This window comes from Streptomyces sp. NPDC057486 (assembly GCF_042802415.1).
GTDB lineage: Bacteria > Actinomycetota > Actinomycetes > Streptomycetales > Streptomycetaceae > Streptomyces > Streptomyces yanii.
This window is the reverse complement of record NZ_JBHVEE010000058.1, coordinates 1-25,934: the sequence shown is the minus strand read 5'-3', so window position 1 is coordinate 25,934 and position 25,934 is coordinate 1. Positions and strand designations below refer to the sequence as shown.

At 70.3% G+C, this 25,934-nt stretch carries 24 protein-coding genes; 7 read left to right on the top strand and 17 right to left on the bottom strand.

Translation table 11 applies throughout. The annotated features are described in order from the left end of the window. The first annotated feature begins 293 nt into the window (after window positions 1–293). Entirely contained in the window at window positions 294–605 is a 312-nt protein-coding gene (locus ACFU6I_RS25390; protein ID WP_384370831.1) for a hypothetical protein, read from the top strand. Window positions 606–891: 286 nt separating this feature from the next. Here ACFU6I_RS25390 and ACFU6I_RS25385 read toward each other — a convergent pair whose 3' ends face one another. From ACFU6I_RS25385 to ACFU6I_RS25350, 8 genes are read right to left on the bottom strand one after another with little or no spacing between them, the layout of a single operon-like run. After that, entirely contained in the window at window positions 892–2,334 is a 1,443-nt protein-coding gene (locus ACFU6I_RS25385) for a family 20 glycosylhydrolase (RefSeq protein WP_384370829.1), read from the bottom strand. Further along, window positions 2,331–3,179, bottom strand: coding sequence for a PIG-L deacetylase family protein (locus ACFU6I_RS25380; RefSeq protein ID WP_384370827.1), 849 nt, complete (start codon window positions 3,177–3,179; stop codon window positions 2,331–2,333). Before ACFU6I_RS25380 ends, ACFU6I_RS25385 begins: the two co-directional genes overlap by 4 nt. Further along, complete coding sequence (locus ACFU6I_RS25375) at window positions 3,176–4,273, bottom strand: sugar phosphate isomerase/epimerase family protein (protein WP_384370825.1); 1,098 nt, start codon at window positions 4,271–4,273, stop codon at window positions 3,176–3,178. Before ACFU6I_RS25375 ends, ACFU6I_RS25380 begins: the two co-directional genes overlap by 4 nt. Beyond that, complete coding sequence (locus ACFU6I_RS25370) at window positions 4,270–5,256, bottom strand: ABC transporter ATP-binding protein (protein ID WP_384370823.1); 987 nt, start codon at window positions 5,254–5,256, stop codon at window positions 4,270–4,272. The genes ACFU6I_RS25375 and ACFU6I_RS25370 overlap by 4 nt, the downstream gene beginning before the upstream one ends. After that, a complete protein-coding gene (locus ACFU6I_RS25365; protein WP_384370821.1) occupies window positions 5,256–6,260 on the bottom strand; it encodes an ABC transporter ATP-binding protein in 1,005 nt (334 codons plus the stop codon). The genes ACFU6I_RS25370 and ACFU6I_RS25365 overlap by 1 nt, the downstream gene beginning before the upstream one ends. Beyond that, window positions 6,250–7,152, bottom strand: a complete 903-nt coding sequence (locus ACFU6I_RS25360) for an ABC transporter permease (RefSeq protein ID WP_384370819.1) — start codon at window positions 7,150–7,152, stop codon at window positions 6,250–6,252. The genes ACFU6I_RS25365 and ACFU6I_RS25360 overlap by 11 nt, the downstream gene beginning before the upstream one ends. A gap of 29 nt (window positions 7,153–7,181) precedes the next feature. Beyond that, entirely contained in the window at window positions 7,182–8,168 is a 987-nt protein-coding gene (locus tag ACFU6I_RS25355; RefSeq protein ID WP_384370817.1) for an ABC transporter permease, read from the bottom strand. Beyond that, window positions 8,168–9,829 (bottom strand): ABC transporter substrate-binding protein, encoded by a 1,662-nt coding sequence (locus tag ACFU6I_RS25350; RefSeq protein ID WP_384370815.1) that lies wholly within the window; start codon window positions 9,827–9,829, stop codon window positions 8,168–8,170. The genes ACFU6I_RS25355 and ACFU6I_RS25350 overlap by 1 nt, the downstream gene beginning before the upstream one ends. Before the next feature lie 199 nt (window positions 9,830–10,028). Here ACFU6I_RS25350 and ACFU6I_RS25345 point away from each other — a divergent pair, with 199 nt between their 5' ends. Beyond that, complete coding sequence (locus ACFU6I_RS25345; RefSeq protein ID WP_384370813.1) at window positions 10,029–11,252, top strand: ROK family transcriptional regulator; 1,224 nt, start codon at window positions 10,029–10,031, stop codon at window positions 11,250–11,252. A gap of 356 nt (window positions 11,253–11,608) precedes the next feature. On the opposite strand, the gene ACFU6I_RS25340 is transcribed toward ACFU6I_RS25345, so the two are convergent. From ACFU6I_RS25340 to ACFU6I_RS25305, 8 genes are all read right to left on the bottom strand, one after another. Next, on the bottom strand, window positions 11,609–11,815 hold the full coding sequence (locus tag ACFU6I_RS25340; protein WP_384370894.1) for a hypothetical protein: 207 nt from the start codon (window positions 11,813–11,815) through the stop codon (window positions 11,609–11,611). Between the two features lie 58 nt (window positions 11,816–11,873). Next, on the bottom strand, window positions 11,874–12,848 hold the full coding sequence (locus ACFU6I_RS25335; protein WP_384370811.1) for a PDR/VanB family oxidoreductase: 975 nt from the start codon (window positions 12,846–12,848) through the stop codon (window positions 11,874–11,876). Between the two features lie 40 nt (window positions 12,849–12,888). Further along, window positions 12,889–13,371: a hypothetical protein gene (locus tag ACFU6I_RS25330; RefSeq protein WP_384370809.1), complete on the bottom strand. Its 483-nt coding sequence runs from the start codon at window positions 13,369–13,371 to the stop codon at window positions 12,889–12,891. A gap of 64 nt (window positions 13,372–13,435) precedes the next feature. Beyond that, a complete protein-coding gene (locus tag ACFU6I_RS25325; protein WP_384370888.1) occupies window positions 13,436–14,188 on the bottom strand; it encodes an amino acid ABC transporter ATP-binding protein in 753 nt (250 codons plus the stop codon). A 65-nt stretch (window positions 14,189–14,253) separates the two neighbouring features. Further along, a complete protein-coding gene (locus ACFU6I_RS25320; protein WP_384046238.1) occupies window positions 14,254–15,192 on the bottom strand; it encodes an amino acid ABC transporter permease in 939 nt (312 codons plus the stop codon). Window position 15,193: 1 nt separating this feature from the next. Beyond that, window positions 15,194–16,117 carry an ABC transporter substrate-binding protein gene (locus tag ACFU6I_RS25315; RefSeq protein ID WP_384370807.1) on the bottom strand — a complete coding sequence of 308 codons (924 nt, stop codon included), beginning with the start codon at window positions 16,115–16,117 and terminating at the stop codon, window positions 15,194–15,196. Window positions 16,118–16,236: 119 nt separating this feature from the next. Further along, window positions 16,237–17,235 (bottom strand): succinylglutamate desuccinylase/aspartoacylase family protein, encoded by a 999-nt coding sequence (locus ACFU6I_RS25310; protein WP_384370805.1) that lies wholly within the window; start codon window positions 17,233–17,235, stop codon window positions 16,237–16,239. A 5-nt stretch (window positions 17,236–17,240) separates the two neighbouring features. Further along, window positions 17,241–18,335, bottom strand: coding sequence for a Rieske 2Fe-2S domain-containing protein (locus tag ACFU6I_RS25305; RefSeq protein ID WP_384370803.1), 1,095 nt, complete (start codon window positions 18,333–18,335; stop codon window positions 17,241–17,243). A gap of 146 nt (window positions 18,336–18,481) precedes the next feature. Here ACFU6I_RS25305 and ACFU6I_RS25300 point away from each other — a divergent pair, with 146 nt between their 5' ends. Both ACFU6I_RS25300 and ACFU6I_RS25295 read left to right on the top strand, forming a co-directional pair. Continuing rightward, window positions 18,482–19,150 carry a GntR family transcriptional regulator gene (locus ACFU6I_RS25300; RefSeq protein WP_384370801.1) on the top strand — a complete coding sequence of 223 codons (669 nt, stop codon included), beginning with the start codon at window positions 18,482–18,484 and terminating at the stop codon, window positions 19,148–19,150. Window positions 19,151–19,705: 555 nt separating this feature from the next. Continuing rightward, window positions 19,706–21,334 (top strand): amidohydrolase, encoded by a 1,629-nt coding sequence (locus ACFU6I_RS25295; RefSeq protein WP_384370799.1) that lies wholly within the window; start codon window positions 19,706–19,708, stop codon window positions 21,332–21,334. 163 nt (window positions 21,335–21,497) lie between these two features. Here ACFU6I_RS25295 and ACFU6I_RS25290 read toward each other — a convergent pair whose 3' ends face one another. After that, window positions 21,498–23,426: an NAD(P)-binding protein gene (locus ACFU6I_RS25290; RefSeq protein ID WP_384370797.1), complete on the bottom strand. Its 1,929-nt coding sequence runs from the start codon at window positions 23,424–23,426 to the stop codon at window positions 21,498–21,500. 162 nt (window positions 23,427–23,588) lie between these two features. Here ACFU6I_RS25290 and ACFU6I_RS25285 point away from each other — a divergent pair, with 162 nt between their 5' ends. The 3 genes from ACFU6I_RS25285 to ACFU6I_RS25275 form a co-directional block, all read left to right on the top strand. Next, complete coding sequence (locus ACFU6I_RS25285; RefSeq protein WP_384370795.1) at window positions 23,589–24,026, top strand: hypothetical protein; 438 nt, start codon at window positions 23,589–23,591, stop codon at window positions 24,024–24,026. Between the two features lie 306 nt (window positions 24,027–24,332). Further along, on the top strand, window positions 24,333–25,106 hold the full coding sequence (locus ACFU6I_RS25280) for an SDR family NAD(P)-dependent oxidoreductase (RefSeq protein ID WP_384370793.1): 774 nt from the start codon (window positions 24,333–24,335) through the stop codon (window positions 25,104–25,106). A gap of 421 nt (window positions 25,107–25,527) precedes the next feature. Further along, window positions 25,528–25,934: aldo/keto reductase (locus tag ACFU6I_RS25275; protein ID WP_384370791.1), on the top strand; the 407-nt coding region annotated here is incomplete at its 3' end.

The window sequence follows — 25,934 nt, the reverse complement described above, 5'->3', positions numbered from 1 at the left end:
ATGACCGCCGTTCCCCGTGCTCGCACTCCTGGTACAGGCCGAGCCTGGTGAGACCGTCATCGGCGATGTCACCGGCTTCGACGCCCAGGGCTCCACCTACACCTTCAGCGGCGGCCGGGCCCAGATCCGATTCGCGTTCCACCGCGACGACATCGTCCGTACCCAACTCGCCCCGGACGGGGTGTTCACCGACCCGGGCAACAACGCCCCGGCCGACCCGAACGCCCCCGTCGCCGGCATCCTCGTCGGAACCGACTTCGGCCCGGTCGCCGCGTCCAGAGGCGGGCGTCCGGGTGCGCAAGCTGGACGTGGCGTGGGTGAACTCCGGCTACCGGCAGTCGCTGTCCGCCTGCGAGAACGCCCACGGGGGCATCGAGCAGCACGCGGAGGCTCGCGGCTACGTCTGGACGGTCGAGGGCCGGGCCGGGTCGCCGCTGCTCGGTGCACTGGACCGGCGACCACAGCGGCGTCATCGACGCGATCCCCCTGCCCGCGGCGAACGCGGTGTACGCCGTGATGGTTTCGGGGAGTGCGCGCAGCGGCGCGGCTGCCTGCAGGGACCGGTGGGTACGGCGCTCGTTGTGGAACTGCTCGTACTCTCGTAGGGCATGACGCAGGTGGTGAGTGTTCCGGACGAGGGTGCGGTCGAGGAGGTCGCGGATCAGGCAGGCGGCGTGCGCGCCCACGTCCTCAAGGTCCAACCTGATTGCCGCCGCCGGGGCCGTCGCCTGCGCACCGAATCCCCGGAACCGGCCCAGGTCCCCTGGAACCTTTCATGGGCGCCTCGTGTCGTACTGCCACTGCCGCAACACGCCCATTGCGTCGATCAGTCTGCCGGGTCCCTGCTCACGCGGAACGGGGAGGGAACGCGTCCGCCCCGAACCGCGCCCCTCACGCCGCCCCGCCCCCGGCGGCCCAGTCCACGCCGTCCGCTGCGGTCCATGCCAGCCTGTCCGCGGTCCATCGCCGGCCGTGAGCGGTGATCCGCCGTGCGAAGTCGTCCCAGTCACGGACCTGTTGGGGCGACCAGGCGACCTCGGCGACGGCGGGCAGCCGGGGCAGCAGCATCCGCTGCAGGCCGGCAACATCGGCGATGGTCTCCGTCCACAAGGGCGCCTCCACCCCGACGACCGCACCGTCCGGCAGGCCGGGCAGATACGCGGCCGGGTCCCAGTCGTACGCGTCGCGCAGCCCCACCGTCCCGGCCCAGTCCGCGCCGAGCGGTGTGTCGGCGTCGTACTTCATGTCCAGGTAGGTGCGGTCGGCCGGCGACATCACCAGCCGGGCCCCGCCCCGCGCGGCAGCCCGCACCGCCTCGTCGACCGAGGGGCCGGCGTGCCGACGCGGCCGCCACACCTGGACCACGTCGACGGTCGCAGGCCCGGCGAGCGCGGCCTCGTCCCAGGCCATGGGCTGTTTGCCGTGGGCGCGCACGATGCCGCCCACCCGCGTCATGAACCGCGCGTAGTCGGCGGCACCGATCCGCAGGGCTTCGTCGCCGCCCATGTGGAGCAGCGGCCCCGGGGTCAGGGCGGCCAGTTCCCGCACCACGGTGTCGACGAACGCGAAGACACGCTCCGAGCCGGTGTCGACGCTGCTGCGCCCCACCTCTCTTTCCGTGTAAGGAAGTTGACCGGTCTCGCCGGGCACGGCCAGCTCCGGGTACGCCGCCAGCGCGGCGTTCGTGTGCCCCGGCAGATCGACCTCGGGCACGACCGTGATGTGCCGCTCCGCGGCGTACGAGACGATCCGCCGGTAGTCCTCGGCGCTGTAGTACCCGCCCGCCCCGCCCACCTCGGCGAGCCGCGGCAGCGCACCCACAGCGATGCGCCACCCCTGGTCGTCCGTGAGGTGCAGATGCAGGTGATTGAACTTGTACGCGGCCAACAAGTCGACGTAAGCCAGCACCTGGGGTACGTCGAAGAAGTGCCGGGCCACATCCAGCATCCCGCCGCGGTACGCGTACCGCGGCGCGTCCACGATCTCCCCGAGCGGCGGCGCCGCGCCCAGCTGTGCGAGCGTACGCACCCCGTGCAGCAGCCCGGCCCGCCCGGCAGCGGTGATGGTCACCCCGTCGGCGGCGGACACCAGCCGGTATGCCTCAGGACACGCGTCGGCGCTCTCCTCCAGCCGCAGCTCGACGCGGCCGCGCCTCTGGGTGCCGTGCCTGCCGGTCTCGAGCCCGAGCAGCCGGGCCGCCGCCTGCGCGCCCTCCCCGTCCACCGAAGCGGGCCGGGTTCCGGTTCCCCCGGTCCACACGGCATACGCGGGCCGGGGCACCGGACCAGGGACGGGGGCAGGGGCGGGTGCGGGGGCGGGGGCCTGGTCCGTCACGCGGTGACCGGCGGCAGCAACGCCGCCAACTCATCAGGGGTGAACATCCGTCGCCCCGGCGCCAGTTGGAACGACTCGGCATACATCACCTGCGCCGCCTGCTTCTTCCCGTACCGCACAGCAAGCGCATCGCGCATACCCTCACTCGCCTCGAACCACGGCCGCCAGTGCTCCAGCAGGTAGGCGCGGCGCCCCGCCCAGTCGTCGGCGGGCGGCACCGTGCGGTCCTGACCGTGGGAGGAGAACTCGTAGAACTGACTGGCGTGCGCATCGCAGCCGCGCAGTTTGCGCTCCAGGACCGGTGCGAGATCGACAGCAATGTCGTGCCGGTGCACATGTGTGGTGGCGTAGTCCGGCATCAGCAGGTACAGCGGAGCCGCCGACAGCGCCGGCACAGCCGGCAGCACATTGTTCAACTCGGTGAAATGCAGCGCGTCGGCGAGGATACGGCCGGCCGCCCGGTTGTCGGGGTGGCCGCCGCCATCGGGGTGGAAACCGACGACGACATCGGCCCGCCAGCGCCGCACCGAGCGGATGACGCGCATGCGCAGGTCGAGCGTCGGCACGAGGGAGCCGTCGTCGACGTCGTCGTAGATCTCGTACTCGGCGACGCCGAGCCGCTCGGCGGCCAGATGGGCCTCGCGGGCGCGGCGGGCGACGAGTTCGGCGGCGCCGAGTGTGGCGTGCCCGGCCGAACCGTTGGTCAGGGTGAGGAACTTGACGTGGTGTCCGGCCTCGGCGTACGCGGCGGCGAGGCCGCCCGCGTACTCTTCGGGCTCGTCCGGGTGGGCGGCGACGACGATGACCTGGAGCGGGCGGGGGGTGGGGGCGGTGCGGGTGGTCAAGATGTCTCCTTCTGGGTGGATGCTGCGGGTTCTGCGGATGCTGTGGTCTGGATGGCGGTCAGGTGGTCGGCCGACCGGCGGATGAAGTCCAGGGCCCAGTCCTCGCTGGGCGGTTCGGGGTAGTAGTCGTCGAGGCCGGGCGCCGTGCCGGCTCGCATGCGTTCCTCGGACAGATCGCACAGCCGGACGAGTTCGAGGACGTCGGACATCGGGAGCTGGGGGTGGGCGGCCTGCCAGCGCGGGTCATGCAGCGGGATGCCGTTCCAGTCGCGGGCCATCGTGTTCTCGATGGTCAGGTTCAACGGGCCCCGGCCACCCCGGTGCCGAGTCAGGACGTCGAGTACGGCCGCGAAGTCGATCACCCCGTCGCCACAGGCCCGGATCTGTCGCTCCATGCCCTCGTCCGTGAAGGCGAGGACGATGTCGCGCATGTGGGTCTGATGGGTGTAGGGAGCGACTCGGCGGGCCGCGGCCACGGGGGCCTCGCCGCGCACGACGACGTTGGCGAGGTCGAGTGTGATGCCGACGGCGTCCGGGCCGACGGCCTCCACGAGCGCCACCACCTCGTGGGTGGTGATCTCCTCGTGGGTCTCCAGGTTGATCCGGCAGCCGTTGGCCCGCAGCACTGGTGCCAGGCGTTGCAAATACCGCTCGATGGCGACCAGTTGATCGTCCCAGGTGACATCGGTGCGGAACCGGTCGACGGCGTGCAGCCCCCAGCTGTGCCGCTGGTAGTTCGCTGTGTCGGCCCACAGCTCGGTGATGCCGATCGCCGCCGCGGCCTCGATCATCCGGGTCATCCCGAGCAGATGGTCGCCGTCGCCGAGTTCGCGTACAGAGGTCTCCTCGGAGATGTTGTACGGGTTGACCTTGCCGAGCCCGGCCTCCAGGTACAGCCCGTCGGCATCGGCCCGCGCCCGCAGCTCGGCCAGGTGTCCGGCGTCCAGGTCCGGGCTCATGTCGGTGAGGGTGCGGAAGAACACGCCTGCGCGCCCGATCCGGGCCGTCGCCGCCAACACACCTTCGGGGCCCAGGCGTTCGACGCCGGGGAACTTCCGTCCGCACACCCCGACCCGCATCAGTGTCTCGCTCATGCCGCGCTCACCTTTCTGGCAGCCGCGTACTGGTCCGCCGCCCGGTGGCAGCGACTCCACCGTCCGTCGGCGACCTCGGTGACCTCGGGTTCCTCGGTGCGGCACTTGTCCACGGCCAGCGGGCACCTCGCGGCGAACGGGCAGCCCGTGGTCGCGGTCGCGGCGCGGGCCCGCTTGACGGGGGCTGCGGTGCGGCGCGGGTCGGGCACCGAGCCGACCAGCAGGTCTGTGTACGGGTGCGCGGGCCGGTCCACGACGGGCCCGGCGGGTCCCGACTCCACGATCTGGCCGGCGTACATCACGAGGATGCGGGCGCCCAGGTGCCGGGCGCTCGCGATGTCGTGGGTGATGTAGAGGAACGCGGTGCCGCGTTCGGTGCGCAGCTGCTCCATCAGTCCGAGTACGCCGAGCCGCAGCGACACGTCGAGCATGGACACCGGTTCGTCAGCCACGACGACCTCCGGTTCGACCGCGAACGCCCGGGCGATGGCGACGCGTTGGCGCTGGCCGCCGGACAGTTCGTGCGGATGCCGGTCGAAGAGCGACCGGGACAGACCCACCAGATCCATCAACTCATTGGCCTTGACGTCGAGTTCTCCGCGTGTTGCCCGCTTGTGCAGCAGCAGCGGCCGTACGAGGTGATGGCGCACGGTGTGGGCCGGGTTCAGCGAGCCGAACGGGTCCTGGAACACCATCTGCACCCGCGAGCGGTACTCCCGCTCCGGTACGTCGCTCGCGCCGCCCAGGCTGATCGTCCCGGCGGTCGGTTTCGTCAGCCGCGCGATCATCCGGGCCGTCGTCGACTTGCCGCACCCCGATTCGCCGACCAGCGCGAGGGTCTCGCCCCGGTGCAGGTCGAAGGAGACGTCCCGCACGGCCCGCACCTCGGTGCTGCGGGAGTGCGCGAACGGGAGCGACCCGCCCTGACGGAACGTGCGGCTCAAGTGCTCGACGGACAGTAGGGGTCGATGGGGAGAGGCCATCACGCGTGCACCTCCTGGGAATCCTGTGAGTAGAGGTGACAGGCCGTCACGTGAGTAGCCGCGCCGTTCAGCGACCTCAGCGGCGGCTCGTCCCAGCGGCACACGTCCATCGCCTTCTCGCAGCGTTCGGCGAACCGGCAGCCCGGCGGCGGCGCCGACAGGTCGGGCGGTGTGCCCGGCAGGGCGGTGCGGCTCACGGAGCGTCGGCCGTGCAGATCGGGCGCGGCGGCGAGCAGGCCGCGGGTGTAGGGGTGGGCGGCACCGTCGAGCAGCGGCAGCGAGGGCGCCGACTCCACGAGTCGTCCTGCATACATGATCGCGATCCGGTCGGTGAACTCGGCGAGCAGCTCCAGGTCATGGCTGACAAAGAGCACGGCGAATCCCAACTCGCGTTGGAGTCCCTTGAGTTCGTCCAGGATTTCGCGCTGCACGACCACGTCGAGCGCGGTCGTGGGCTCGTCCAGGATCACCAGCCGGGGCCGCAGCGCCAGCGCGATGGCGATGGCCGCGCGCTGCCGCATACCGCCCGACAGCTGGTGCGGGTACGCGCGCAGCCGGTCCCGGCCGATCCCGACGAGGTCGAGCAGCTCGCCGGCCCGCTCCCTGGCCTGCTCCGCGCTCGCCCTGTCGTGGTGCCGGATCACGTCCACCATCTGTGCGGACAGCCGCAGCACCGGGTTGAGGGCGTTCATCGCATTCTGGAAGACGAGCGCGATGTCGCGCCAGCGCACGGCGCGGATCGCCGTGTCGTCCATACCCAGCAGGTCCGTCCCGTCGAAGACCACCTGCCCGCCCGTGATCACGGCGGGCGAGCGCAGCAGCCTCGGCAGGGCGAGCGCGATCGTCGACTTGCCGCAGCCGGACTCTCCGGCGAGTCCCAGGATCTCCCCGGGGTGCAGGGTGAACGAGACCCGGTCAACGGCCGTGACGAGGCCGCCCCCGGACTCGTATGCGACGCTCAAGTCCCTGACATCGATGAGCAGTTCATCGGCCTTATCGCGCATCGCGCACCACCGGGGTCGGCGCACCCGCCACGCGGCGGATGCGGGAGCGGGAGCGCAGCCGGGGATGGGCGGCGCGGTCGATCGCGAAGTTCACGAGCGTGAGGCCGCCCGCGGTGGCGGCGATGGCCAGACCCGGGACGGTGAACGTCCACCAGGCACCCTGCAGCAGCGCCGAGTCGTTCTGCGCCCAGTACAGCATCGTCCCCCACGAGGCGGTCCCGGCGTCGCCGAGGCCGAGGAACTCCAGGGCCGAGCCGGCGGTCAGGGCGAAGACGACCTGGCCGAAGAAGAACGCGGCGATCACCGACCACATGTTGGGCAGGATCTCCACGAAAACGGTACGCAGCGGCCGTTCGCCGACGACCGTCGACGCGGCCACGAAGTCCCGCTCGCGCAGCGTCAGGGCCTGCGAACGGATGACGCGGGCGCCGTACGCCCAGCCAGTGACGGTCAGGACAAGCATGATCGTGCCGGTGCCCGGCGGCAGGAACGCCGCGAGCACGATGATCAGCGGCAGGCCGGGGATCGTCAGGACGACGTTCACGAACAGGCTGATCAGGTCGTCGCCCATGCCGCGCACATACGCGGAGAAGATGCCGACGGCGACGGCGAGCACGGTGGTGCCGGTGCCGACGACGGCCGCCATCAGCAGCGACGACCGGGCGCCCCACAGGAACTGGGCGAACACGTCCTGCCCCTGCCCGTCCGTGCCGAACAAGTGGTCGCCGGAGGGCGCGGCGAGCAGCCGTACGTCCGTGGCGGTCGGCCCGTCGGGCGCGAGCAGCGGAGCGGCCAGCGCGACCAGGACGAGCAGCAGCAGGACACAGGCGCCCGCCGTGGCACGCCGGTCGAACCCGGCGGTCTTGCCGACCTTGGTGACGAGGGTGTTCATGGACGTACCTCCTTTGGTACGGGTGGGGTTCACGCGGCGGCGCCGGACCGCACCCGCGGGTCGAGCAGCACGTACACCGCGTCGACCAGCAGGTTCACCAGCATCAGCGAGAGCGTGATGATCAGGAACAGGGCCTGCATCAGCGGATAGTCGTGGGTGGTGACGGCCTGGTAGAGCTGGTGGCCGACGCCGGGGTAGGAGAAGACGACCTCGGTGAGCAACTGGCCGCTGAATACCGCGCCGATGGCCATGCCGAGGGTGGTGACGGTCGGCAGGATCGCGTTGCGGGCGGCGTAGGCGCCCATCACGCGGCGCTGGGCGAGCCCCTTCGCGTGGGCCATCGTCAGGTAGTCCTCGTCGAGGACACCGATCATGGTGTTGCGCATGGTCAGCAGCCAGCCGCCGATCGAGACGAGCACGACGGTCCCGGCGGGCAGGATCAGGTGCTGGGCGACGGAGCCGGCGAACCACAGGTTCCAACCGGGGTCCGCATCGAGCCCGTACGCCTGGCCGAGCGGCAGCAGCGGCCACTTCACCGACAGCAGGTAGACGGCGACGAGCGCGAGGAAGAAGTACGGGAACGCACCCACCAGCATGGTCAGCGGCGGCACGACCGAGTCGAAGCGGCTGCCCTGCCGCCACGCCGACAGTGTCCCGAGCCCGGCGCCGATCGCGAAGCCGAGCACGACGACGGTCGTGCCGAGCAGCACCGACCAGCCGAGCCCGTCGCCGACCACACTCGTCACCGGCGTCGGGAACTGCGACAGCGATATCCCGAGGTCGCCTTGGAACAAGTGCCCCAGATATTCGGTGAATTGGGACCACAAGGACCCGCCGCTGAGCCCGTACGCCTCGCGCATCGCGTCGATGTCGGAGGGCGAGAGGTGGTCCTTGAAGCTGGCGAACATGGCGGTCGCCGGGTCGCCCGGCATCAGCCGCGGCAGCAGGAAGTTCAGCACGACGGCCGCCGCGGCAGCCAGCAGATAGAACAGCGCCCTGCGCAGAAGATAGGTCATCACGCCGTCCTCAGATGAGGGAAGACCAGGAAGGTGCTCGGGAATCGGGAGACCGGGCGCAGCGCCGCGTACGGGTTCTCCTTCGTCGGGAACCCGGTGTACCGCTGCGTGTTGTACGCGCCCCACTCCGGCTGCTCGTAGAGCGGCACGGCCGGCATCAACTCGGTGTAACGCGATGCCAGTCGGCGCGCCAGGTCCTTCTGCTCGGCCTGGTCGGAAACGGCTGCCCAGCGGGCGAGCAGGTCGTCCGAGGCGGGGTCGGCGAGCCGGTGGAAGTTGAGCGTCGCCGCCTGCCCCTTGGGGGCCTTCGTCGCCTTGGACATCATCGCGCGGAAGTAGTTGTACGGCGTCGCGCCCCACTCGCCCGCGCTGATGCAGGCCTGGAACGAGCCTCCGTACACGTTCTGCGACCAGTTGTCGAAGCTCGTCGTGCGCATGGTCGCGTCGATGCCGACGGTCCTGAGGTTGTCGGCGGCGATCCGCGCCACGGACACGAAGTCCGTCCAGCCGGCGGGCACGATGATGTCGAACCGGAAGGCCCTGCCATCCTTCCCGACGCGCATCCCGCCCCCGCCCGTGCGCTTCAACCCGACCTTGTCCAGGGCGAGTTCGGCGGCCTTCGGGTCGTACGCGGTGAGCTTGTCCTCGCGGTGCAGCGTCTCCTTCTCGAACCAGCCGGGGTACGCGCCATCGGGCAGACCCACCGCGTTCGCGGGCACGCTCTTGCCCCACACCGCGATGTCCACCATCCGCTTGCGGTCGAAGGCGGGTGCGAGCGCGCGGCGCACGGCCGGGTCGTCGAACGGGGCCATCGTGGTGTTGAAGAAGATCTGCACGTCGGTGGCGTGCGGCCACCAGTACCCGAAGTGCTCGGGATCGCGCCGTACGAAGGTCTTGTCGGGGTTCGGTATCAGTGCCCCCCAGTCGACGGCACCGCTCACGGTCGCGTTGTTGATCTGGTCGTTGCCCGACCAGCCCGACAGCTGCAGCCCCGGTATGTGGATCTTCTGCCAGTACAGCGGGTTGCGGTGCATCTCGTAGCCCTGTGGCCGGAACTGCGTGACCTTGAACGGGCCGGTGCCGACGGGGTTCGGGTTGGCGAACCGCAGCGGGTCGTCGATCTCGCCCCACACGTGCTGGGGCACGATCGCCTGCCCCACCAGGTCGTGCAGGGACGGGGTGTTGACCCGCTTCAACGTGATGCGCAGGGTGCCGTCGTCGGGCGCGGTGATCGTGTCGACGTCGGCGAGCGCAGGCGCCGCCCGCCCGATCAACCCCTTTGTCCTGCGGATGAGTTCGAGCGTGAAGGCGGCGTCGTGGGCGGTGAAAGGCCGCCCGTCCGACCACCGCACGCCCTGCCGCATGGAGAGCGTCAGGGTGTGGTTGCGGTCCGACCAGCGGTAGCCCGTCGCGAGCTGCGGCTCCAGGCGGCCCTTGGCCATGTTCCAGACCATGAGGGGCTCGTGGAGCACGTATTGGGCGGCCCAGCGGGCGTTGGGCACGAACGGGCTGAAGTTCCGCGTCAGCAGCGAGCCGGTCTCCGCGATCACGGTGAGCAGCCGCCGGGAGCGGCCGGGCGGACTGCCGCACGCCGTCAGCAGCCCGCCGGCCGCGGTCGCCGCGGCAGCGGACAGCAGGGCGCGCCTGCCGAGAGGGGGCATGGGGCCTCCAGGGCCGGGACAGAGGTGAACGAAGGAGGACACGAACGAACGTCAGGGGATCGCATGGACCTTCCTTCACTAACAGTTCGTTCGAGAAGGTGACGCAAAGTTAGAGCGGCACAAGTGTCCGGTCAATACTTGCTGCAATCCGAGTATTAACTTCCTGTTAGAGAAAGCTCCGGCACCGTACGATGAGGCCATGCCGTCGACCTCGCCGAGCCTGCCCGGCTCGCCCTCCCCGATGCCCTTCGGTGCCGCCCCGGTCCTGCGCTCCCTCAACGAGTGGTCGGTCGCTGCCCACCTCCTGGACGCCGGTCCCCTCACGCGCGTGGAGCTCGCCGAGCGCACCGGGCTCGCACTGCCCACCGTCGGCCGCGCCGTCGCCAGCCTGGAGCAGTCCGGCCTCGCCGCCCGCACCGGTCAGGACACCTCGCGCAAGGGCCCGGCCGCCCTGCTCTACGGCATCGAACCGCAGGACGGCGGCCTGTACGCGGCACTCGTCGTCACCCCGCTCGACCTGCGCCTGACCCTGCACACCATGCGCGGCGAACGCCTCGCCCTGGCCCAGACACCCGCCGAGGCACTGCCTGCGGGCGCCCCCCTGGAGATCCAGGTCCAGGCACTGGCCAACCGCGCGCTGGCCCGCGCCGGCACTACCCGCGACCGCATCTGGCACACGGTGATCTCGGTACCCACCATCGTCGACGGCGACGGCCGCGTCCGCCGCGACCTCCCCTCGCCCCTGCCTCACTTCGACCAGGAAGCCATCGACGCGATCCGCACGGACCTGGGACCGGACGCGGCGGTCACCGTCGAGAACGACGTGAACCTCGCCGCCCTCGGCGAACGCGCGCAGGGCGCCGCCCGCGGCCTCGACGACTTCGTCTACCTCCACGTCAGCCAGGGCATCGGCATGGGCATCGTCATGCACGGCGAACTGCACCGCGGTGCCCGCGGCGCCGCCGGCGAGGTCTCCCGCATGCCGATGGCCGGCATCCACCCGCACGGCCCGCGCGAACGCGAACTGGGCCCTCTCCAACTCGCCCTCGGCCCCACCGCGTTCACCGCCCGCCTCACCGCCCACGGGCTGCCCGCCGACACCCTCCCGGCAACCGTCTTCGAAGCAGCCGCCCGCGGCGACCAGACCTGCACCGAGATCGTCCAGGCCCACGCAACAGCCCTCGCCCAGGCCCTGGCCGGCATCGACGCCGTCCTCGACCCCGCCCTCATCGTCCTCGGCGGCGACCTGGCCGGCCACCCCGACCTCCTGCCACCACTACGCACCGCCCTCGGGGCACTCGGCCCCCGCGTCCCGGAAGTCACCACATCCACCCTCGGCCCGGACGCGGTACTGCGCGGCGCGGAGGCGGTGGCGGCAGCCCAGGTCAGAGAGGAACTGTTCCGGCGGATCACCGGGGCGTAGGCACACGCACACACGACAGGCACCGCGGGACGAATGGATCCGATACGCCTCAACTGCCGCAGGCGATGAGTTGAGTGGCCACCCGCCGGTGCGCCGGTACCGTGGTTGCTGGTAGAAGGCGCTGCTGCGCGACGACGCGGCCGTCGTGATCTCCCGCCCGTCGGCTGTGCGCAGGCCGCCGTAGACCCAGGTCCTCTCCGGTCCGCGGCTGGGCGGCGCCGGCCGCCACCGGGTTCGCCTGCGCGGGACGCGTCAGGCAACTGCACCGTGCCGGGCATCCGCAGCCGCAGCCGGTCCCCCGCGCCGGGACGAGGCGACGTGCCGGGGCCGGGCCACGAGGGCGCGGCCCCGGTACCTCAGCCGACCGCGGGCGTGGGGATGTCGCGCGGCCCGAGCCGTAGGTGCTCGACATGGAGGTCGGTGCGGAACACCCCGCAGGCCTGCACCCGCACCAGCGCCTCACCGGGTCCCGGGTCGGGCACGACGATGTTCTCCGGAGTGACGTCGGCGCCCTTGCCGCGCGCGACGACGCCGTGCACCATGTGCCCGGACCGCTTGCCCATGGTTGTCCCCTTGCTGATTCGAATGGCTCCGGTTTTTCGGTCCGGGTCGGGTGTCCGCTCACAAATCCAGGACGAGGCGGGGGCACAGGGCACGGCCCACGCAGATCATCATCGTGTCGTTCGCGGTCCGCTCCTCCGGTGACAGCAGGCTGTCCCGGTGGTCGGGAATCCCTTCGAGGACCTTGGTCTCACACGTCCCGCAGATGCCCTCCCGGCAGGAGTTCGGCGGTTCGATCCCGTTGTCCTCCAGCGCCTCCAGGACCGCCTTGCCCGCGGGCACCGTGACGGTGCGTCCGGTGCGGTGCAACACCACCTCGAACGGCTGCTCGGCGTCGGGGTCCGCAGGCATCTGCGGCCTGGCGGCGAACCGCTCCAGGTGCAGCGTGTCCGTGGGCCATGCCGCGCAGAGCCGCTCGACGGCGGCCAGCAGCGGCTCCGGACCGCAGCAGTACACCGTCGTGTTCTCCCGCGGCGCGCCGAGGAAGGATTCCAGGTCGAGGAGTCCGTGTTCGTCCTGCGGGCGCACGAGCACCCTCTCGCCGTACCGGGCCAGTTCCGGGAGGAAGGCCATGCTCGCCCGCGAGCGCCCGCCGTACATCAGTGACCAGCGGGCTCCGGAGGCCGAGGCCCGCGCGAGCATCGGCAGGATCGGTGTGATCCCGATGCCGCCGGCGATGAAGAGGTACTCCGCACAGTCGACGAGCGGGAAGTTGTTGCGCGGCCCGACGACGTCGACCTGGTCGCCCGCGCGCAGGCTCTCGTGCACCGCCCGCGAGCCGCCGCGCGAAGCGGGTTCCAGCAGCACGGAGACCCGCCAGGCGGACCGGTCGGCGGATGCCCCGTTCAGGGAGTACTGCCGAACGATGCCGCCGGTCAGGTGCAGGTCCAGGTGGGCCCCCGGCGCCCAGGCCGGCAGTTCACCGCCGTCGGGCCGCCGCAGATGCACGGAGACCACGCCCTCGGCCTCCCATTCCAGCGCTTTCACCCGCAGCCGCAACCGCTGCTCCTCGTGCACGCCGTACACCGTAGTCACCTCTGCTTTCCATTACTGATCCGTGCGGTCCGCCGACTGCTCACGGAACCCAGGCCATGACCCGGCCGTCGGCCGGGCGCAGCCTGACCACCGCGACCAGCGAGCGTGAGCCCGGTGGGCTCAGCACGCTCACGCCGAGCGGGTCGTCGCCCGCCAGCACCAACGCGTCCTCGTCGGCGAGCAGGTGCCGGTCCTCCACCAGCACCTGTCCGCCGCAGGCGAGCAGGACGACGATCTCGTCCCGCTCGCGGGCGACCTCCGACGGGGCGCCGAGGCCGACGACCTCCACGGTCGGGCTGACCGTCCCGGGCTCGGCCACGACCTCCAGGGTCACGCCCGGGGCGAGTGACTCGGTGACGCGGTGGGCCCGGGGCAGGGGAACGTAGGACGGGCCGTGCGCGGCGTCGAGCAGCCGGACCTGCCACAGCCATCGTTCGCGGCCCGGGGTGTCCGGCGAGGCCGCGACCTCCCGGCAGCCGCCGTCGATCCGCCGGTGGGTGTTGGCGCGTAGCAGCAGCCTCATCCGGTGCCTTCCCTCGTCTCGCACGGGTGGGCCGGGGCGTCCCGGCCCACCGTGGTACCGGTGTTCACCGGACCGCCGTCAGGAAGGCCTTGGTCCGGGCGTGCCGCGGGTCGGTGATGATCTGGCGGGCCGGGCCGGTCTCCACGACCTGGCCCGCGTCGAAGAACGCGACGCGGTCGGCGACCTCGCGGGCGAATCCCATCTCATGGGTGACTACGATCATGGTCATGCCGGATTCGGCGAGGTCCCGCATCACCTTCAGTACGTCGCCCACGAGTTCGGGGTCCAGGGCCGAGGTCGGCTCGTCGAAGAGCATCAGCTTGGGCCTCATGCACAGGGCCCGCGCGATGGCCACGCGCTGCTGCTGGCCACCGGAGAGGTGGCGCGGGTAGGCGTGCGCCTTGTCCTGCAGGCCCACCTGCTTCAGCAGGCCCATGGCCCGTTCGGTGACGGCGGCCTTGGGCTCCTTCAACGCCAGCCGGGGCGCCTCGGTGAGGTTCTGCACCACGGTCATGTGCGGAAACAGGTTGAAGTGCTGGAACACCATGCCGATCTCGGTGCGCCGGCGGCAGATCTCCTTGTCGCCGAGTTCGTGCAGCCTGGTCCCGCGCTGCTGATAGCCCACGATCTGCCCGTCCACCCACATCCGGCCGCCGTCGATGGTCTCCAGGTGGTTGATGCAGCGCAGGAACGTGCTCTTGCCGGAGCCCGAGGGGCCGATGAGGCAGACGACCTCGCCCCGAGCGACCTCCAGGTCGACGCCCTTGAGCACCTCCAGCCTGCCGAAGTGTTTGCGGACCTGCTCGGCCCGCACCATCGGAGGCGGAGCCGGGTCACCGGCCAGGGCGGTGGGCGTCGTGCCCGTGGAGACGTCGTCGGCCGTCATGAGGTCCTCCCGGTGGCGATCGGTGCGTGCGTGCGCAGCAACTCCCGCAGCCGCTGCAGCGGGGTGGGCGGAAGGGTGCGGTTGCCGCGGGCGTACCGGCGCTCGATGTAGAACTGCCCCACGGTCAGGACGGTCGTCACGACCATGTACCAGATGCTCGCCACGATGAGCAGCGGGATCGTCTGGAAGTTGCGCGAGTAGAGGATCTGCGCGGAGTAGAGCAGGTCGGGTACGGCCAGCACGCTGACCAGCGCGGTGGTCTTGAGCATGCCGATCGTCTCGTTGCCCGTCGGCGGGACGATGACCCGCATCGCCTGCGGCAGGATCACCCGGCGCATCGTCTGCATCCGGGTCAGCCCCAGCGCTCCGGCCGCCTCGCCCTGGCCGTGGTCGACGGACAGGATGCCGGCCCGCACGATCTCGGACATGTACGCCGCCTCGTTCAGGCCCAGGCCCAGGATGGCCGCGAACAGCGGTGTGATGAGCCGGTTGGCGTCCAGGGCCACGCCCGGGATGCCGAACGTGAGCGTCGGATACAGCGCCGCAAGGTTGTACCAGAACAGCAGCTGCACCAGCACCGGTGTGCCGCGGAAGAACGAGACGTACAGGAAGGCGGCGGATCGCACGACTGGGTTCACCGACAGCCGCATCACTGCGAGGACGATCCCCAGCAGGACGCCGACCGCCATGCAGATGGCGGTGAGTTCCAGAGTGATGGCGAGGCCGCTGCCGATCGACACGTCGCGCAGATAGGTGTTGACGACGTCCCAGCCGAAGCGGGGGTTGGTGAACACCGACCGCAGCCCTGCCGCGCCGATGAGCAGCAGCACGACTGCCGTCACCCACCGGCCCGGGTGCCGCTTCGGAAGGACGGTCAGTTCCGCGGACGGCACCGACTTGGCCGCCCCGGCGAGGGGCGTTGGGATCGTGGCCATGTCAGCTCCTGGGCTTGAGGGACGTGCTGGCGGGGAGGTTCCACTTCTTCATGAGTGACTCCACCGTGCCGTCGGTCAGCGCGGTTTTCATGGCCGCCTCCAGGGCCGTCTTGAGCGCAGAGCCCTTCGGCAACGCGATACCGGTGGGAGCGGGCTCGTAGTCGGGGCCAGGTACGAGCTCGAACTGCCCGTTGGACGCCTCGGCCTGCATCCCGAGCGACACGGTGTCGGCCATGACCGCGTCGACGCGGCCGCTGACCACCGCGAGGTTGGCGCCGTCCTGCGAGGGGAAAAGCTCGATCTCGACCGCGGGCTTGCCCGCGTCCGTGCAGATCTCAGAGATCGCCGGCAGTTGGTTGAGCCCCTGGATGGCGCCCTTCTGGGCCGCGATGGTGTGTCCGCACAGGGACATCGGTTCCATCTTCAACCCCAGCGGGTTGCCCGTCTTGGCCGCGAGGCCGGACCCGCCATTGAGGTAGGGCACGAAGTCGACGGTCTTGGACCGCTCCGGGGTGATCGAGAAAGCGGAGGCACCGATGTCGTACTTCTTGGCAGCGAGGCCGGGCAGGATGCTGTCGAAGCCCGCGTTGACGTGGCGCACCTTGAGGCCGAGCTTGGCGCCGAGGGCGTCGGTCAGGTCGATGTCGAAGCCGATCATCGTCCGGTTGTCCGTGTCGAAGTACTCGAACGGCCGGTAGGACGCGTCACTCGCCACGGCGAGCACGCCCTTGGACTTGATGGCGCCGGGGAGCAGCGCCGCGGCGGCGGCGTCGACCGCTGCCTCGGTGGCGGGCGAACCGGCGGTCGCCGGGGCAGGAGCGGCCTGGGATGCTGAAGTGCCTGCCCCTGCCGATGCGTTGGTGCAGGCGGTGACGGCCAGGGCGAGGCCGGCCACGAGGGCGGAAAGTCGGATCGGGTGGCGCACAGGGACGGGCCTTTCGGACAGGGACGGAACGAAGTGGGCGGTGCGTCAGCTGAAGCCGTGGGGGGTCGGATATCGATCGGAGTGGTGGAAAGTCACCTGCCGATCGCAGTGGTGGATGGTCAGATGTCGATCGGGTGGTCGGCGGCCAGGTGGTAGAGGCAGTCGCCGAGGTCGACCAGTGGGGGGCGGCGGACAATGGCGACGACGCCGTCGCGATGCGCGACGACCGGGACGCAGGGCCGGTCGAGCTCCTCAACCGGGTGGACCCGGCCGAGCAGGTCGCCCTGCTTGATCTCGTCGGCGACGTGCGCGATGGGCTCGAACAGGCCCCGGACGGGGGTATGGACGGCGCCGTCGGCGAGGAGGCCGATCCAGCGGGTCCGCGGTGCGGACGGGGTGTCCGGGGAGGCTTCGAGGATGCCCGCGCCCGCCAGCACCCGGCGCAGCCCGTGGACCGCGGCGGCGACGATCGCCGGAGTGACCTCGCCCCCGCCGCCGAGCTCGGTGGAGATCATCGCGACGCCGGCGTCGTCGGCCGCGGTCGAGAACGAGCCCGGCTCGAACCGCTCGGGGACGGCGACCGACCACGGCAGTCCCAGTTGCTCCGTCAGCCGGCGCTTGGCCGCCCAGCCCTCGGGATCCGGGCCCTCGTAGACGAACGCCGACGGTACGTAATGGGAGCTCGATCCGCCGGAGTGCAGGTCCATCGCCAGATCGGCCCGCGGCAACAGCTCCGCAGTGAGGAAATGGGCGATCTGCTCGGTGGGTCCGCCGCGGGGGTTGCCCGGGTAGGAGCGGTTGAGGTTCTGTCCGTCGAGGGGCGAGACCCGGGCGGCGCCCCGTACCGCCGGCAGGTTCAGCGCCGGCAGGACGATGATCCGGCCGGCCACCTGTGCCGGGTCGGTCTCCCGCAGCAGGCGGTGCAGGACCACCTGCCCCTCGTATTCGTCGCCATGTGTCCCCGCGACGAGGAGTGCCGTCGGGCCCGGCCCTCCGGAGAGCACGGCGACGGGGACCGGAATGACGCCGTTGTCGTGGCGGTTGTCCGAGTGCGTCAGGTGGATGGACCCGACCTGGCGCCCTGACGCGTCGAGGTCGATGCCGTGCAGGCGCGCCATCGTCGTCAGCCCCTCGCCGCGGCGACGGCGGGCGACGTCCCGGTGGTCCGGCTCGCCGGGGGTGCGCCGACGGCCTCCGCCGCCAGCAGCCGGCTGAGGATGCGACGGGCCTTGGCCACCCCGGCGTCATGGCCGATGAGCACGTCGTGCTCGGTACCGGGGCGCTCCCGCATCCCGATCTCCTGGTCCCTGAGGGCGTCGGCGTCCTCGCGCAGCACGGTTTCGAGCCCGACCTCCAACTCCCGGGTGGCCCACTCGGCGTCGACGGCGAAGTTCCGGCTGAACGCGTAGTAGTACCAGGTGGTCTTCTCGTCGACGGGCGTGATCCCGTTGAGCACCTTGATGAGGTGGCCCTCCTCACGCGGGCGCCCCTGCTCGGTGATCCCGGAGTGCAGCACGTGGTAATTCGGGACATGGAACTCGGTGGCGTGGAACCGGTCGTACAGCCCTTCGGTACCCATGGTCCGCGCGTACAGCGGCGGCGCCTCGACGCCGGGCATGAGCCGGTCGACGGTCACGACCCGGCCGTCCACCTCGACGGTGATGCCGTGCTCGTAGATGTAGTCGTCGCCGACGGTCGACTGGTGCAGGAACGACTCGTGGGTCAGGTCGAGCAGGTTGTCGTGGATGAGGTCGTGCCGGCACTCGAAGAGCATGGTGTGGGTGACCGTCGCCCACTCGGGGTCGTTCATCCAGTGCGTGTCCGGGACCAGGCTCAGGTCGGCGAGTTCGGCGTCGCCGGTCCAGACCCAGATCCAGCCGTCCTTCTCCACGATCGGGTAGCGGCGCACCCGGGCGCGCGCGGGGACGGCCGACTGCGCGGGGACGCGGGTGCAGACGCCGTCAGGGCCGTACGCGAAACCGTGGTAGCCGCACTCGATGGAGTCCCCGACCGTACGGCCGGCCGACAACGGATAGGCGCGGTGGGCGCAGCGGTCGGCCAGGGCCACCGCCTCACCGGCCGGGGTGCGGTACAGCACGACGGGCTGCTCGCAGATGACCCGGCGCACCGGCTTGTCGGTCACCTCCTTGGACCACGCAGCGACGTACCAGGTGTTCAGGACAAACACAACGGCCTCTTTCGGATGCAGTACATGCACCGTATACAGTGTGTCCGAGGAGGACAACGGGGCGGCGAGATGGTTTTCTGTCCGCCGTGGCTGATGTCGCCTCAGGCAGAGCCAACCGGCAGGGATGGAGATCAGACGTGCAGCCTTTGCGGAGTGGCCCGAGGGACACGCGGCCCTTGGGCATCCGGGTCTACGAGCGCCTCCGCGACGAGATCGTGTCGGGCGGCATCGAGGCCGACACGCCCCTGGTGCAGGAGCAGGTGGCGGAGCGGCTCGGGGTCTCGCGCACGCCGGTCCGCGACGCGCTGAACCGCCTCGCCCACGAGAACCTGGTCACCTGGCTGCCGGGGAGCGGATACCTCGTCAACGCACTGCAGTCGAACGACATCGCCGAGGTCTACCAGGTACGGCAGTCCATGGAGACCCTGGCCCTGCGGCTGGCATGCGGCAACCACAACCAGGCTCAACTGACCCGGCTCACCGCGGTGATCGAGGACATGGCGGCGGCCGATCCTTCCGACGCCGCCGCCCAGTTCGAGCTGAACCGCACATTCCACATGTCCTTGATCGAGCCGTGCGGCAACGCGCTGCTGCTCCGGATGATCGACACGCTCTGGGACCATCCGGTCAACCGGCGCATCACCCGCTCCTACGTCCACGACGTCGGCAACGTGCGGCTGATGGTGAGCGAGCACAGTGCGCTGCTCGACGCGGCCCGGGCCGGGGACGAAGAGCGTCTGATCCACTTGGCGACCCAGCACATGTACACCGGTTACCAGGAGACGCTGCCCGAGGACAGCGGTATCGATCTCCTGCCTCGGCCGGGCACGGAGAGCGTGCACTGACTCCAGGTCGCCGGCCGAAACGGCCGGCAGCCACGGGACCCGCACCACCGGTGTCGTTGAGCAGTGCCGCCTCGATCACCTGTCCGTGCGTCAGGCGGGCACTCGCGCCGCCCGGGCTCACCTCGTCGACGATTCCGGCCACGTCCAGCCACCGCAGAGACTCGGCGGCGACGGGCGGAGCGCCCAGACGCTTCTCCACCACGGAGGTCACCGTCACTTCGAGGCGCTGACGCGGGCACCGTGGCCGCGGCGACCGGGCATTCGTCGACACACCCAACGCCATGCCACCGGCCCAGGACACCCCCGGGCCGGTCACGCCATACGAACCAACGACCCGCGAAGTCCGGTTCCAGACCGTGGAGTTGTCGGGCATGAGTACACATGCCGGTGGAGCGGAGATCTCGCCTGTCGCGACCTCCTGCGCTGCGCGAGCGCCCCTGGACCGCGAGGTCGTCGGCCCCCAGCAGGCCATGACCCGACCGGGCCAGGCCGCCGACCACCCACGTCCCAGCGCAAGGAGTTTCACCCCCTATGAGAGACACCTTTCGTGCCGCTATGTCCCAGACCACATGGACGGGCGACAAGGAATCCGGGCAGCCCCTGCGGGTGTTCACCGCCCGCAGGATCGAACCGCTCGACGGCACGCAGCCGGAGGCGTTCGCGGTCCGCGGCGCATGGGTGGTGGCGACCGGGTCGAGCGCCGAGCTGTCCGCCCGCTTCCCCCACGCCGAGCGCGTGGAGCTCGAAGGCGCCCTCGTGGTGCCCGGCTTCAACGACGCTCACTGCCACACCTCGCAGGCAGGACTGGCGCGGGTACGGGTGGACGTCTCCTCCGCGCGATCCGCGGACGAAGTGCTGACCGCCCTGCGGGCCCGGGCGGCGCTGGTTCCGGCGGGGGAATGGGTTGTCGGGCAAGGGCTGCATGAGGACGCCGTGGCCGGGCCGGTCGACCGGAACCTCCTCGACCGTGTGTCCGCCGTGCACCCCGTCGTCGTCATCCAGTACACCTTCCATCGGGCTGTCGCCAACAGCGCCGCCCTGGAGCGGATCGGCTATCGGGCGGAGGCAGACGCGCCGCCCGGCGGGCAGCTGCGAGCCGACGCTGACGGACGCCTCAACGGCTGGATGTACGAACGGGCCTGGCTGGATCCCTGGCTGCCAGGGATCGGCAGGGAGTCGATCGCTTCAGGCGGTGAGCAGTCCGCGCAGGTCGCCGCGTTGCGGGAGGTCAACACCGAGCTGCACCAAGTCGGAATCACCTCTTACTGCGACGCGATCGTCACGCCGCTGGAGCAGGAAATGTATGCCGCGGCACGCAACGTCGGGCAGCTCACCCCGCGCGTGAGCATGCTGCTGTGGCACACCTACTTCGACCCAAGGGCATGGCCCACTGAGCAACCCGACGCCCACCGACTGCAACTGGCCGGGGTGAAGCTGATGCTGGACGGCGCCCTCTCCGGCGGCACGTGCCTGTGCCAGCACCCCTATCCGAGCTCCACCGGGCGTGAGAACGGCCTGCAGGTGCTGGACGACGCCGAGCTCGGGGATGCGATCCGGTCCATCCACGCTGCCGGTGCGCGGGCAGCAGTGCACGCCAACGGAGACCTCGCCATCAGCAAGGTGCTGGATGCTCTGGAGTCGCTGGACCACCCCTCGGCGCTGCGGACAACCAACCACAGGATCGAACACTGCAGCATCGTCGACGAGCAGCTGATCAAGCGGATCAAAGCAGTCGGTGCAACGCCGGTTCCCTTCGGTGCGTTCATCGCACTCTTCGGTGACGCGATCGAGCGGTTCTACGGGACGCAGCGCGCCGCCATGGCCTGCGCCCACGGGTCCATGCTCGATGCCGGCGTCGCGGTCGCAGGTTCCACAGACTTCCCCATCGTCCCGATCGACCCGATGCTGGCGGTTCAGAGCATGGTGACCCGTCAGACGGCCAATGGCACCGTACTCGGTCCGGAACAACGGCTGAGCGTTACTGACGCGCTCGGTGTCTATACCCACGGGTCTGCACACGCGACGGGCGAGAGCCATGTCAAGGGCCGACTCACAGCGGGGCAACTCGCTGACTTCGTGGTTCTCGACGCAGACCTGACCACAGTGGACCCGCACGAGATCACCTCCGTCTCGGTGACCTCGACCTGGGTAGGCGGCGAATGTGTCTGGGCCAGGCACGCGTGAGACCCTTGCGGACTCCGTCGGCGGCATCCACTCCGACGGACCCTTATCCGCTTCGCTCTGGTTGGTCCTCGCGGTGACTGCCACGAGCGACCGGCCCTTCCCGCCCGGCACCGCCGGGCGGGAAGAGACGCCTCACCTGCCCCGGAGAACAGACGACAGTAGGTCAGACGAGCTCGGCCACCGCACGGTACGCGGCATCGAAGGCGGCATGCGTGTAACCGAACGCCTGCGCGTCGGAGTTGGCGATGGCGATCCGGCCGACGGGCCTGCGGGCTTTCACGTAGGGCCGCTCTGACTCGGGCAGGAACAGGGCGGGGTCGTCGAGGGAGTTGTATTCGTAGGCGTAGCCGTGCGCCCACCGGTTGACGGTGATGGCGGTGATGTCGCGGGCCGGGTCGAAGCCGTGATCGGCGAGGGAGCGGGCCATCGAGTCGCGGATCTCACGCTCGAAGTCCTCGAAACGCATCCTGATGAGCTGTCGACGGCCGGCTTTGTGCTGCTCCCGGCAGACCAGGCGGGGGGAATTGGGAGTGGCCGACAGGGAGACCACGGTGGGCAGTTCGGGTCGGTGCGGCATCGCGAAGTCGCCGATCTCGGTCACCGTCGGCAGACCGAAGCTGCTGAAGAAGCCGGAGGGCGTACTGACACGGGAGACCCGGGCCGCAGCGAAGGGCCGCCAGTCCTTCAGCGCGACCCGCGCGTACACCAAGGGCACCTTGACGCCGTAACGCATCGCGGTCACCTGTTCGTCGGGCAGTTCGGGGACGAGGTAGGAGGTGACGGAGTTCCAGCAGGCCATGACAGCACCCTTGGCCTTCACCCGGTAGCTGCGACCGCCCTTCGAGTAGGCGACGACCACGCCGTGCCGGCCATCATTGCGTACCTCGAACGCCGCGCTGGACAACCGGATGCGGACTCGGTTGTCGGGTTCGTCGAGTCTGCTGTAGTCGGCCTTTGCGGTGACAATCTCCCGCCAGTCGGGGCGGCGCACGTCGAAGGCGTCCGGAACGAGCTTGCTGATCAGCAGGCGGGCGATCGATGCGTTGCCCTCGGGGAAGTAGAAGTTGCCGTCTTCCTCTGTTTCCTTCAGGCTCATCAACGGCGTGAAGCCGGCGCCCGGCCACGGGTCGTCGGTGAGTCCCAGTCCCCCGAAGCCTGGCTGCCCGGTCGCCCACGCGTCGGCCGCAGCGACCCGGTCGACGTTGACGCCCCACAGGCCGTTCGTGCCGCGCTTGACGATTTCCAGGGCGTCGTCGTCCAGGCCGACCTTCTCCCGCAGGTAGGTCTCGTACGGAGTACGCGCGAGGATCTCCTTCTTCTGGGCGTCGGTCAGACCGGGGTAGAAGTCCTCGGTCGTGGTGTTCAGGCGCACCAGGGCCGACCGGCTTGCCGCGCTCATCGGCAGCTTGGCCGCGTACGACGCCCAGGATTCGCCCGGTTCTCGGGTCACCAGATGGTCCTTGCCCCACCGTTCGGCGGTGAACAGGGTGGCGCTGCGCAGGGAGTAGGGGGCGTAGGCGTTGCTCTTGACCGTGGCTGCAAGGGCCTTGAGATCGACGCCGAGATCCTTGGTCAGCAGATCGCGGGCCTCGCTCGACCAGCTGCTGGGAGTGTCAATGTTGACGGTGCCGCCGTTGGACAGCAGCAGGGTACGACCGACGTGGAACTCGTTGCGCCGGGCATGCCCGCCGAAGTCGTCCAGGGCATCCAGGACCAGAACGCGTACGCGGGGGCCGGCGTGTTTGCGGTAGAGGTAGGCCGCCGCGAGACCGCTGAGGCCGCCACCGACCACCACCAGGTCGTAGGACTCGTGGGTGTCGGTAATGAGTCCGGCCTCGAAGTCGCCGTCGCGCACGGCGTGCGCGACGTCGTAGGCGCCCGGCTGCTGCCCTCTCAGTCCGGTCTGGGTGGGCGGGTATGGTGCGTTCCGCTTGTGCTGACCCTGGCCGTGTGCGGCGGGCGCGGCTTGCGCGGCACCCGGAAGCACCGTGGCGGCCGCCGCCCCGGCCGCGGTGACTGCCACGCCGTCCAGGAAGTCGCGGCGTGTGATCTTGCGTCCCATGCCGAGCTCTTGATCGCTGAATCTGGGCATGCCATACCCCCACATTGGTTTGCGGATTTCGGAGATGGATCGCGTGATTGGCATGCTAACCAGTCATAGACGCGCCTTAAAGAACTGATTCAGTTGCAGAATGGCTCTTTGGGTGCGGAATTCGCAGTCACGCGATGCGGCGGAAGAAGGCCTGTCGCCGGCATGGCCTGCGCGCCCCCACAGTTCGGGCACAGGTCCGCGCAGGTCCGACGGGCAGAACGAGCGGCCCAGGAGCGCGCCGCTTCGGCGACGGTGGCGCGGAGTTGCAACGGCCGGTGCCCGCACCATGACGGTGCACCTGCAGCACGGCGAGGACCTCAGAACCTCGCCGTCGCTTGCTCCTATACGGAAGCCGACACCCTGGCCGCCTCCGAACGACGCCATGGGGAGGACCGCGGCCTGCCGCCCCGTTACCTGTGCCCCATCGACCGCCGCGGCATCTGCACCGACGTCGGCGAGGACGGTCTGAAGCTCCTGATCGAGGTTCGCCCGACCAGCGACGCCGCCCTGCGCGAGACGCTGGACGAAGCCGCCCGCACCCCCGAGCCGGCCTCGCTGGTCACCGCGGTAGAGGCCGTGGACGCCTCGCGACGCCGGTAGGACCGAGCGCCCCGGATCGCCGTCCCGCCCAGCTGAACCAGCAACGGGGCAACGGACCGGCGCTCCGTCCTGAGGGCACCTGAACGGCCCAACTTCCCGAGCGGCCCCCACGTTCTGCTGATGATCCTTGATTCCGGCCGTCCAAGGCGCTCATGCGCGTGCGTGAAGTGCGCCGGTAACCGGACTGCCCGGCCCGACGAGCTGTGGCGCAGGCCCGCGAGCCTTCTGGGGACCTGAGGATGGAAGCACGATCAGACGCGGCCCACTGCCGGTGGGCCACCACCACTCCGGAGAGGTACTCGCCCGATGCAGATCGATCTCAGTGGACGTACCGCCCTGGTCACCGGGTCAACAGCGGGAATCGGCGAAGCAGCCGCGCAGGCTCTCGCCTCCGCCGGGGCCGACGTCGTGGTCAACGGCCGCAACGCCGACCGCGTCGCCGAGACGGCGAAGCGGATCGGCGGACGCGGCGTCACGGCCGACGTCGGTACCGCCGAAGGGACGGCCGACCTGATCCGGCAACTGCCCGACGTCGACATCCTGGTCAACAACACCGGCATCTTCGAAACCAGGCCCGTGTTCGAGATCCCCGACGCGGACTGGCTGCGCCTCTACGAGGTCAATGTGCTCTCCGGCGTGCGCCTGGCACGCCACTACACGCCGCGGATGGCCCGGCGCGGGTGGGGCCGCGTGATCTTCGTCAGCAGCGAGGCCGGCGTCCAGACGCCGACGGACATGGTCCACTACGGGATGACCAAGACGGCGCAGCTGGCCGTGTCCCGCGGCATGGCCCAGGAGGTCGCCGGCACCGGGGTCACGGTGAACTGCGTGTTGCCCGGACCGACGATGAGCGACGGCGTGCTGGCCATGTTCGACGAGCTCTACCCCGGCCTCGACCCCGGAGAGCAGGAGCAGCGCTACCTGGCCGAGAACCGTGCGGCCGCATCCCTGCTCAAACGCCTGATCCGTCCCCACGAGGTGGCCAGCATGATCACTTACGTGGCGTCGGAGCAGGCCTCGGCGACCACAGGCAGGGCGCTCGGCGTCGACGGCGGTCTCGTCCCCACGATCCTTCCCTGAGGCGGTCGCTCGGCATGGAGCCGATACCCGTGTCGGACGGCTCGCACCCGACGCGTCCGCGGAGGTGCCGGCCGGGAGCCCCTGCGAGTCGTGCAGCGTCCCTCACGGGATGCGGTGCGCCGTCGTCGGCGCGGGCGGGCGGTCATTGTGGGGGACGCCTTCGGTTTGCGAGCCCGGCGGATCGCAGTGAGGTTGGCGGTGAGGAAGGCCCGCACCTCATGGGCCCGGCCCCCGGGCCTGACCCTCGCAGTGCAGCCCCTTGCATTAACCCGCGCATGCAAGTATTGTTTCTGCATGTAAGGCGCGTTTGCATTTATATGCGGCGCTCACCCGGTGGGCCGCCCCTCCCCCCGTGCCCCGGCCCCGTCAGCGGAGCCGCCGCACTCGCGGACACCCACCCTTCCCCCACAAAGGCACCACCATGTCCCTCAAGGAAATCCTTCCCGGCAAGCTCGGCTTCGGCACCGCCCCGCTCGGCAACATGTTCCGCGCGATCCCCGACGAGGAGGCCGCCGCCACCGTCGAGGCCGCCTGGAACCAGGGCATCCGCTACTACGACACCGCCCCGTTCTACGGCGCCGGCCTCGCCGAGGAACGCCTGGGCCAGGTCCTGTCCACCAAGCCCCGCGACGCCTACACCCTGTCCACCAAGGTCGGCCGCGTCATCCTCGACGAACACGAGACCGCCGCCCGCGACCTCGGCGAGAAGGGCGGCCTGTTCGAACACGGCAACCCCAACAAAATGCTCCACGTATGGACCGCCGAAGCCACCGAACGCTCCATCGAGGACAGCCTCAAGCGCCTCGGCGTCGACCGCCTCGACATCGT